Here is a 7804-nt window from a genome sequence, read left to right as displayed (position 1 = left end):
TTCTTGACGACCATAGAGCATTGGAACCACCTGATCCCATCCCGAACTCAGCAGTGAAACGATGCATCGCCGATGGTAGTGTGGGGTTTCCCCATGTGAGAGTAGGTCATCGTCAAGATTAAATTCCGAAACCCCTATCTGCGTACGCAGGTAGGGGTTTTGTCTTTTCCCGAATAAATTCGGCGGTCGTATCTCAGCGCTTCCGCTGCTTTGCTGTGTTCCTGGCTGCCGGGGTTTTCTATGCAACAGCTCACTGCATGGCTATTATGCCTCCCTCATTGTGATGCGAGGCTCGCATGCTGACGTTGTTGAAACTCCTCAAGGATGGCCGCTTTCATTCCGGCCAGGCACTTGGTGTCGCCCTGGGTATTAGCCGCAGCGCGGTGTGGAAGCAGTTGCAACACCTGGAAACCGAGCTGAACCTGAAAATCCACAAGGTGCGCGGCCGTGGCTATCAATTGGCTGCACCATTAGTACTGCTGGATGAGCAGCTCATTGCTTCCAGAGATTCGGCTTCCTGGTCGGCGATGGTATTCGACTCTATTGATTCCACGAACGCAGAAGCGCTTCGTGCGATTGAGCGTGGGCAACCGGCGCCATTTATGGTGCTGGCTGAACGGCAGACGGCTGGCCGTGGTCGTCGAGGGCGCAAGTGGGTCAGCCCGTTTGGCGAAAACCTCTACTACAGCCTGGTATTGCGTATAGATGGCGGAATGCGACAGCTGGAAGGGTTGAGTCTGGTTGTGGGTCTTGCGGTATTGCAGGCCTTGCGAGAGCTCGGTATAGCCGAAGCTGGATTAAAATGGCCAAATGATGTGTTGGTCGGTAAACGCAAGATCGCAGGGATACTGCTTGAGCTTGTTGGTGATCCGGCGGATGTGTGTCATGTGGTTCTCGGCGTTGGCATAAACGCCAATATGCGTACGGCCGATGAGGTTGATCAAGATTGGACATCGATCCAGTTGGAGACTGGTAGGTCTGTGGATCGAAATCTTCTGGTCGGCCTATTGAATGCCAAACTGCAGGCGTATCTGGCGCGGCATCGCGACTCAGGCTTTGCAGCTATTCAGCCGGAGTGGGAGCGTTGTCATTTGTGGCAGGGGCGGCAAGTCTCTCTGATCGCAGGTGCGCAGCAAGTTGATGGTGTTGTGCTCGGGATTGACCAGCAGGGCGCCTTGCGACTGCAGGTAGGAAACGTTGAAAAGCACTTCAGTGGTGGAGAGCTCAGTTTGAGGTTGCGTGATGATTCTTGAGCTCGACTGCGGGAACAGCTTCATTAAATGGCGGGTCTTGTCCTCTGGTGGCAATAAAGTAGTGGCCGGTGGAATTGTCGACTCCGATCAGGCGTTGGTGACTGCATTGCACAGTCTGTGCGAGCTCCGTCTTGAGCGGTGTCGGCTCGTCAGCGTCAGGACAGAGGAAGAAACGTCCAGGCTCGTGCAGGTGCTCGCAGAGGCCTTCGCTATTCCAATCGTCTGTGCAAAGCCGGCTCGAGAGATGGCCGGTGTGCGTAATGGCTATGGCGAGTACGAGCGATTGGGTCTGGATCGATGGCTCGCGGTACTGGGTGCGTATCATCTGGCCGGGAGAGCCTGCGTCGTTATCGATTTAGGGACCGCTGCAACGTCTGATTTCGTTGCGGCAGACGGAGAGCACCTGGGGGGATTCATTTGTCCTGGTATGCCTCTGATGAGGAATCAGCTAAGAACCCATACGCGGCGAATTCGCTACGATGATGCGTCTGCGCAGAAAGCCCACGTGAGTCTTCAGCCGGGGCGCTCCACCGTTGAGGCTGTCGAGCGCGGATGTACGTTAATGCTGCGTGGGTTTGTATTGACCCAGGTCGAGCATGCCCGTTCTCTTTGGGGGCATGACTATGAGTTGTTCCTGACCGGGGGTGATGCGGATCTCGTGCAAGAGTTAGTGCCTCAGGCTCGTGTAGTGTCCGATCTGGTGTTTATCGGCCTCGCCATGGCGTGCCCCCTGTCTTGAGGTATCTATGCGCTGGTTATTTCTGCTGCTGGTAGTGCTGAACGCTTTCTATTACGTATGGCATCAGCAAGAGGCGCCACTCAAGGCCAAGGAAGTGATGCCGCTTTCGCTTTACAAGGGTAATCGACAAGGGATTCAGCTTCTAAGCGAGTCTGCTCGCGAGGGGGCGAGTGAGGTGTCGCAGGCCTCCTCTGCAAAACCTGCAGAATGTTTGTTTGTCGGCGGCGTGAGTGCTCTTGAGCGCATGGAGGCCTTGGAGCAGAGGTTGCTTTCGCTGGATATCACTGCAAAGCCGGTAGGAAAGATCATGGATAACCCAGGTTTTTGGGTGCGTATTTCGGAGCAAAATCGCGATTCGCTGGACGAGGCGATGCTCAGGAATCTTTCTCGGGATTTCAAAGAGTTAAAACATAAAATAATGTTGTGCGAGGGTGTTGCATCCTTCGAATAGTTTGCATAGAATGGCGCCCGCTGAACAGGGAGATGTCGAAGACAACGAACTGTGAAGCGACTGTCAAATTAGCTAACCTCAAGATTTTAATGAGAAAAAGCTTGACAGGAAGGCGGCAAGAGTTGAAAATGCCGCCCACGCTTAGGAGGGGTTCCCGAGCGGCCAAAGGGATCAGACTGTAAATCTGACGTCTACGACTTCGAAGGTTCGAATCCTTCCCCCTCCACCAATTTAGCGAGAGCTGCAAGCTCCGCGGGTATAGTTTAGTGGTAGAACCTCAGCCTTCCAAGCTGATGATGCGGGTTCGATTCCCGCTACCCGCTCCAAGTTTGCTGTTTTTGCAAAGATGTATCGCTCTTGTAGCTCAGTTGGTAGAGCACACCCTTGGTAAGGGTGAGGTCAGCGGTTCAAATCCGCTCAAGAGCTCCATATATAAAGGCAGATATGAAAATATCTGCCTTTGTTTTAATGGTTAGTGACGTTTGTTTAATTCTTCTGCGGGGAGTGCTATTGATGGCTAAGGAAAAATTTGATCGTTCCCTACCTCATGTCAACGTTGGCACCATCGGTCACGTTGACCATGGTAAAACCACTCTGACTGCTGCTCTGACTCGCGTTTGCTCCGAAGTTTTCGGTTCGGCTCGTGTTGACTTCGACAAGATCGACAGCGCCCCAGAAGAGAAAGCTCGCGGTATCACCATCAACACCGCGCACGTTGAGTACAACTCGACCATTCGTCACTACGCTCACGTTGACTGCCCAGGTCACGCTGACTACGTGAAGAACATGATCACCGGTGCTGCCCAGATGGACGGCGCGATCCTGGTTTGCTCGGCCGCTGATGGTCCGATGCCACAAACCCGTGAGCACATCCTGCTGTCCCGTCAGGTTGGCGTTCCGTACATCGTGGTCTTCCTGAACAAGGCTGACCTGGTAGACGACGCTGAGCTGCTGGAACTGGTTGAGATGGAAGTTCGCGACCTGCTGAGCACCTACGACTTCCCGGGTGATGACACTCCAATCATCATCGGTTCGGCTCGTATGGCGCTGGACGGTCTGGACGACAACGAAATGGGCACCACTGCCGTTCGTAAACTGGTTGAAACTCTGGATACCTACATCCCTGAGCCAGTTCGTCTGATCGACAAGCCATTCCTGATGCCAATCGAAGACGTATTCTCGATCTCCGGTCGCGGTACTGTAGTTACCGGTCGTATCGAGCGCGGTATCGTCAAGGTTCAGGATCCGCTGGAAATCGTTGGTCTGCGTGACACCACCGTCACCACCTGCACCGGCGTTGAAATGTTCCGCAAGCTGCTGGACGAAGGCCGTGCGGGCGAGAACTGCGGTGTTCTGCTGCGTGGTACCAAGCGTGACGACGTTGAGCGTGGCCAGGTTCTGGTCAAGCCAGGTTCGGTCAAGCCGCACACCAAGTTCGAAGCTGAAGTGTACGTTCTGAGCAAGGAAGAAGGCGGTCGTCACACTCCGTTCTTCAAAGGCTACCGTCCACAGTTCTACTTCCGTACTACCGACGTAACTGGCAACTGCGAGCTGCCAGAAGGCGTTGAGATGGTAATGCCAGGCGACAACATCAAAATGGTTGTCACCCTGATCAAGACCATCGCAATGGAAGACGGTCTGCGTTTCGCTATCCGTGAAGGCGGTCGTACCGTCGGCGCTGGCGTCGTAGCAAAGATTATTGAATAAGTAGTTGAAATGCCTTCTTCGGGCCGGCATAATGGTCGGCCTGATTCAAGTTTTAGGTCAGTAGCTCAATTGGCAGAGCGACGGTCTCCAAAACCGTAGGTTGGGGGTTCGATTCCCTCCTGACCTGCCAGATTCACTCGGTGTGTCTGGCTTTCTTTTCACAGGATCCTCCTAGATGACTCCCAAGGCCGAAGCCCAAGATTCTCGCTTTGATTTGCTCAAGTGGCTGCTTGTGGTCGCGTTGGTGGTTGTCGGCGTAGTCGGTAATCATTACTATTCCGCATCCCCGATTCTGTATCGCGTATTGGCATTGCTCGTTATTGCAGCTGTTGCTGCGTTCGTGGCTTTGCAGACTGCCAAGGGTAAGTCGTTCTTTACGCTGGCGAAGGAAGCTCGCACCGAGATTCGTAAAGTCGTTTGGCCGACTCGCCAGGAAACCACCCAGACCACCCTGATTGTTGTTGCGGTTGTGCTGGTGATGGCGTTGCTCCTGTGGGGGCTTGATTCCCTGCTGGGTTGGCTTGTTTCCTTGATTGTTGGCTAAGGGTGTCCCGTGGCTAAGCGTTGGTACGTTGTGCATGCTTACTCGGGTTACGAGAAGCATGTAATGCGCTCTCTGATTGAGCGCGTAAAGCTGGCTGGCATGGAAGACGGTTTTGGCGAAATTCTGGTCCCTACCGAAGAAGTGGTAGAGATGCGTAATGGCCAGAAGCGCAAAAGCGAGCGTAAGTTCTTTCCAGGCTATGTGCTGGTTCAGATGGACATGAATGAGGGTACTTGGCACTTGGTCAAGGATACTCCTCGGGTGATGGGTTTCATTGGCGGAACTGCCGACAAGCCTGCACCGATCACCGATAAGGAAGCGGAAGCTATCCTTCGTCGCGTGGCTGACGGTAGCGACAAGCCGAAGCCGAAAACCTTGTTCGAGCCAGGTGAAGTCGTACGAGTCACTGATGGCCCGTTCGCTGATTTTAACGGCACTGTCGAAGAAGTTAACTACGAGAAGAGCCGCATTCAAGTTGCCGTGCTTATTTTCGGTCGCTCTACTCCGGTAGAGCTTGAGTTCAGTCAGGTCGAAAAGGTCTAGCTGAGCGAGCATCCCACACCCCGCAGCCCTGTGCTGCGGGGTTTTGTCGTCTCGGGATAAAACGCAAGTAACCGGGGAGCCATCTGGCGTTCGTACCCGATATTGGAGTAGCTCATGGCTAAGAAGATTCAGGCTTACATCAAGCTGCAAGTAAAGGCCGGCCAGGCCAACCCTAGCCCACCCGTTGGTCCAGCACTGGGTCAGCACGGTGTGAACATCATGGAATTCTGCAAGGCCTTCAACGCCCGTACTCAGGGTCAAGAAGCCGGTCTGCCGACTCCAGTGATCATCACTGTTTACAGTGACCGTAGCTTCACTTTTGAAACCAAGAGCACCCCGGCTTCGGTTCTGTTGAAGAAAGCAGCTGGTCTGACCAGCGGTTCTGCACGTCCGAACACCGTTAAGGTTGGCACTGTGACTCGTGCTCAGCTGGAAGAGATCGCAAAAACCAAAAATGCTGATCTGACTGCCGCTGACATGGAAGCAGCCGTGCGTACCATCGCCGGTTCTGCTCGCAGCATGGGCCTCAACGTGGAGGGTGTGTAAATGGCTAAGCTGACCAAGCGCCAAAAGGCTATCGCTTCGAAAATCGAAGCTGGCAAGGCTTACAACTTCGTTGAAGCTGCTGCGCTGCTGACCGAACTGTCCACCGTCAAGTTCAGCGAGTCTGTAGACGTTGCTGTTAACCTCGGTGTTGACCCACGTAAATCTGACCAGGTCGTACGTAGCGCTACTGTGCTGCCACACGGTACTGGCAAGACTGTACGTGTTGCTGTCTTCACCCAGGGCCCAGCTGCTGAAGCTGCTCTGGCTGCTGGCGCTGATCGCGTTGGTATGGACGATCTGGCTGCCGAAATGAAAGGCGGCGACCTGAACTATGACGTCGTTATCGCATCGCCTGATGCCATGCGTGTTGTAGGTCAGCTGGGTCAGGTTCTGGGTCCTCGCGGCCTGATGCCTAACCCTAAAGTCGGTACCGTAACTCCAGATGTAGCCACCGCGGTTAAAAACGCCAAGGCTGGTCAGGTTCGTTACCGTACAGACAAAAACGGTATCATCCACACCTCCGTTGGCAAAGTCGGTTTCGACGCTGTCAAGCTGCAGGAAAACGTTGAAGCCCTGATCGCTGATCTGAAGCGTATCAAGCCAGCTTCTTCGAAAGGTATCTACGTCAAGCGCGTTACCCTGAGCACCACTATGGGCCCAGGTCTGGTTATCGACCAGAGCTCGCTGAACGCGTAAGACAACCGTTGGCGCAAGAAATTGCGCCAATTGGAAAAATTGGGGTCCCTGCCTGGCGGGGGCTATCCAAGACCGTAGGCGGCGAAAGTCTTAAACCTTAAAGCCTACGCAGATGGTGCTCCCGGTTCCTTACCGAATCAGACACCAAAACGACATCCGCCTTCGGGGGGATGAAACGGTAACAAGCAGGAGTTAAACCCGTGGCAATTAAACTCGAAGACAAGAAGGCCATCGTCGCTGAAGTCAACGAGGCTGCCAAAGGCGCTCTGTCCGCTGTCGTGGCTGATGCCCGTGGCGTGACTGTAGGCGCTATGACCGGACTCCGTAAAGAGGCCCGCGAAGCTGGCGTATACGTACGTGTCGTACGTAACACCCTGCTCAAGCGCGCTGTTGAAGGCACCGAGTATTCGGTTCTCAACGACGTGTTCAAAGGCCCGACCCTGATTGCATTCTCCAAGGAACATCCGGGCGCTGCTGCTCGTATTTTCAAAGAGTTCGCCAAGGGTCAGGACAAGTTCGAGATCAAGGCAGCTGCGTTTGAGGGCAAGTACCTCGCAGCAAACGAGATCGACGTGTTGGCTTCGCTGCCAACTCGCGACGAAGCTATTGCGAAGCTGATGAGCGTGATCCAAGGCGCTACCAGCAAGCTGGCTCGTACTCTGGCGGCCATTCGCGACCAGAAAGAAGCTTCCGCTGCCTAAGGCATCGTAAACTCTTTCAAAATCATATGTTTAATTTGATGGCTGCGTAGGCTGTCACCCCAATACAGGATTTAAAGTCATGTCTCTGACTAACGAGCAAATCATCGAAGCAATCGGCCAGAAAACCGTTCTGGAAGTTGTTGAGCTGATCAAAGCAATGGAAGAAACCTTCGGCGTTACCGCTGCTGTTGCCGCTGCTGGCCCAGCTGCTGCCGCTGCCGTTGTTGAAGAACAAACTGAATTCAACGTCATGCTGACCGAAGCTGGCGAGAAGAAAGTTAACGTGATCAAGGCAGTACGTGAGCTGACCGGTCTGGGCCTGAAAGAAGCCAAGGCTGTTGTTGACGGCGCTCCTGCCATGGTTCTGGAAGCTGTTGCCAAAGACGCAGCTGACAAAGCCAAAGCAGCTCTGGAAGAAGCAGGCGCCAAAGTCGAGCTCAAGTAAGCATCGACTTTGCGTCTCCAGCCTGAGCGTAAAGCAAACGGCTGATGGCTGGTGGCTCATGCCACCGGCCTTTTTCCGTTATAGGCGGTCGACCAGGTCGACCCCTGTAGCGCGAGCAGTACCCACCCGATGCGGTGGAGCAAGCCAAGGGGCTTGCAGATTTTCTGGCTACTCCCGTC

At 54.2% G+C, this 7804-nt stretch carries 10 protein-coding genes, 4 tRNA genes and 1 rRNA gene; all 15 read left to right on the top strand.

Annotation, left to right across the window (positions count from 1 at the left end):
• Positions 1 to 2: 2 nt before the first annotated feature.
• Positions 3 to 118: ribosomal RNA gene (rrf, locus tag GUY40_RS14740) — 5S ribosomal RNA — on the top strand.
• A gap of 178 nt (positions 119 to 296) precedes the next feature.
• Positions 297 to 1253, top strand: coding sequence for a bifunctional biotin--[acetyl-CoA-carboxylase] ligase/biotin operon repressor BirA (gene birA / locus GUY40_RS14735; protein ID WP_166569648.1), 957 nt, complete (start codon positions 297 to 299; stop codon positions 1251 to 1253).
• A complete protein-coding gene (locus tag GUY40_RS14730) occupies positions 1243 to 1992 on the top strand; it encodes a pantothenate kinase (RefSeq protein WP_166569647.1) in 750 nt (249 codons plus the stop codon). The genes birA and GUY40_RS14730 overlap by 11 nt, the downstream gene beginning before the upstream one ends.
• Positions 1993 to 1999: 7 nt before the next feature.
• Positions 2000 to 2443 (top strand): hypothetical protein, encoded by a 444-nt coding sequence (locus GUY40_RS14725; protein ID WP_166569646.1) that lies wholly within the window; start codon positions 2000 to 2002, stop codon positions 2441 to 2443.
• A 144-nt stretch (positions 2444 to 2587) separates the two neighbouring features.
• Positions 2588 to 2672: transfer RNA gene (locus GUY40_RS14720), tRNA-Tyr, on the top strand.
• Positions 2673 to 2695: 23 nt separating this feature from the next.
• Positions 2696 to 2769 (top strand) — tRNA-Gly (locus GUY40_RS14715).
• A 27-nt stretch (positions 2770 to 2796) separates the two neighbouring features.
• A tRNA-Thr gene (locus GUY40_RS14710) sits at positions 2797 to 2872 on the top strand.
• Between the two features lie 84 nt (positions 2873 to 2956).
• Positions 2957 to 4150 (top strand): elongation factor Tu, encoded by a 1194-nt coding sequence (tuf, locus tag GUY40_RS14705; RefSeq protein WP_166569639.1) that lies wholly within the window; start codon positions 2957 to 2959, stop codon positions 4148 to 4150.
• A gap of 54 nt (positions 4151 to 4204) precedes the next feature.
• Positions 4205 to 4280, top strand: a tRNA-Trp gene (locus tag GUY40_RS14700).
• A gap of 45 nt (positions 4281 to 4325) precedes the next feature.
• A complete protein-coding gene (gene secE / locus GUY40_RS14695) occupies positions 4326 to 4694 on the top strand; it encodes a preprotein translocase subunit SecE (RefSeq protein WP_166569645.1) in 369 nt (122 codons plus the stop codon).
• 9 nt (positions 4695 to 4703) lie between these two features.
• Positions 4704 to 5237, top strand: a complete 534-nt coding sequence (nusG, locus tag GUY40_RS14690) for a transcription termination/antitermination protein NusG (protein ID WP_010443972.1) — start codon at positions 4704 to 4706, stop codon at positions 5235 to 5237.
• 114 nt (positions 5238 to 5351) lie between these two features.
• Positions 5352 to 5783: a 50S ribosomal protein L11 gene (gene rplK, locus GUY40_RS14685; RefSeq protein WP_028944937.1), complete on the top strand. Its 432-nt coding sequence runs from the start codon at positions 5352 to 5354 to the stop codon at positions 5781 to 5783.
• Positions 5784 to 6479: a 50S ribosomal protein L1 gene (gene rplA, locus GUY40_RS14680; RefSeq protein ID WP_166569644.1), complete on the top strand. Its 696-nt coding sequence runs from the start codon at positions 5784 to 5786 to the stop codon at positions 6477 to 6479.
• Between the two features lie 200 nt (positions 6480 to 6679).
• Positions 6680 to 7180: a 50S ribosomal protein L10 gene (gene rplJ, locus GUY40_RS14675; RefSeq protein WP_166569643.1), complete on the top strand. Its 501-nt coding sequence runs from the start codon at positions 6680 to 6682 to the stop codon at positions 7178 to 7180.
• Between the two features lie 79 nt (positions 7181 to 7259).
• Positions 7260 to 7625, top strand: a complete 366-nt coding sequence (gene rplL, locus GUY40_RS14670; protein WP_018925654.1) for a 50S ribosomal protein L7/L12 — start codon at positions 7260 to 7262, stop codon at positions 7623 to 7625.
• Positions 7626 to 7804: the final 179 nt, after the last annotated feature.

Origin of the sequence: Pseudomonas sp. R5(2019), from assembly GCF_009905435.1 — a bacterium.
Lineage (GTDB): Bacteria > Pseudomonadota > Gammaproteobacteria > Pseudomonadales > Pseudomonadaceae > Aquipseudomonas.
Note: the sequence above shows the minus strand (reverse complement) of the source record. Positions and strands in the feature narration are given on the sequence as shown.

Bases quoted from the DNA above. Each gene is read 5' to 3' on its own strand.
- birA (WP_166569648.1), top strand. From the start codon at position 297: ATGCTGACGTTGTTGAAACTCCTCAAGGATGGCCGCTTTCATTCCGGC.
- rplA (WP_166569644.1), top strand. From the start codon at position 5,784: ATGGCTAAGCTGACCAAGCGCCAAAAGGCTATCGCTTCGAAAATCGAA.
- secE (WP_166569645.1), top strand. From the start codon at position 4,326: ATGACTCCCAAGGCCGAAGCCCAAGATTCTCGCTTTGATTTGCTCAAG.
- rplL (WP_018925654.1), top strand. From the start codon at position 7,260: ATGTCTCTGACTAACGAGCAAATCATCGAAGCAATCGGCCAGAAAACC.
- GUY40_RS14730 (WP_166569647.1), top strand. From the start codon at position 1,243: ATGATTCTTGAGCTCGACTGCGGGAACAGCTTCATTAAATGGCGGGTC.
- tuf (WP_166569639.1), top strand. From the start codon at position 2,957: ATGGCTAAGGAAAAATTTGATCGTTCCCTACCTCATGTCAACGTTGGC.
- rplK (WP_028944937.1), top strand. From the start codon at position 5,352: ATGGCTAAGAAGATTCAGGCTTACATCAAGCTGCAAGTAAAGGCCGGC.
- GUY40_RS14725 (WP_166569646.1), top strand. From the start codon at position 2,000: ATGCGCTGGTTATTTCTGCTGCTGGTAGTGCTGAACGCTTTCTATTAC.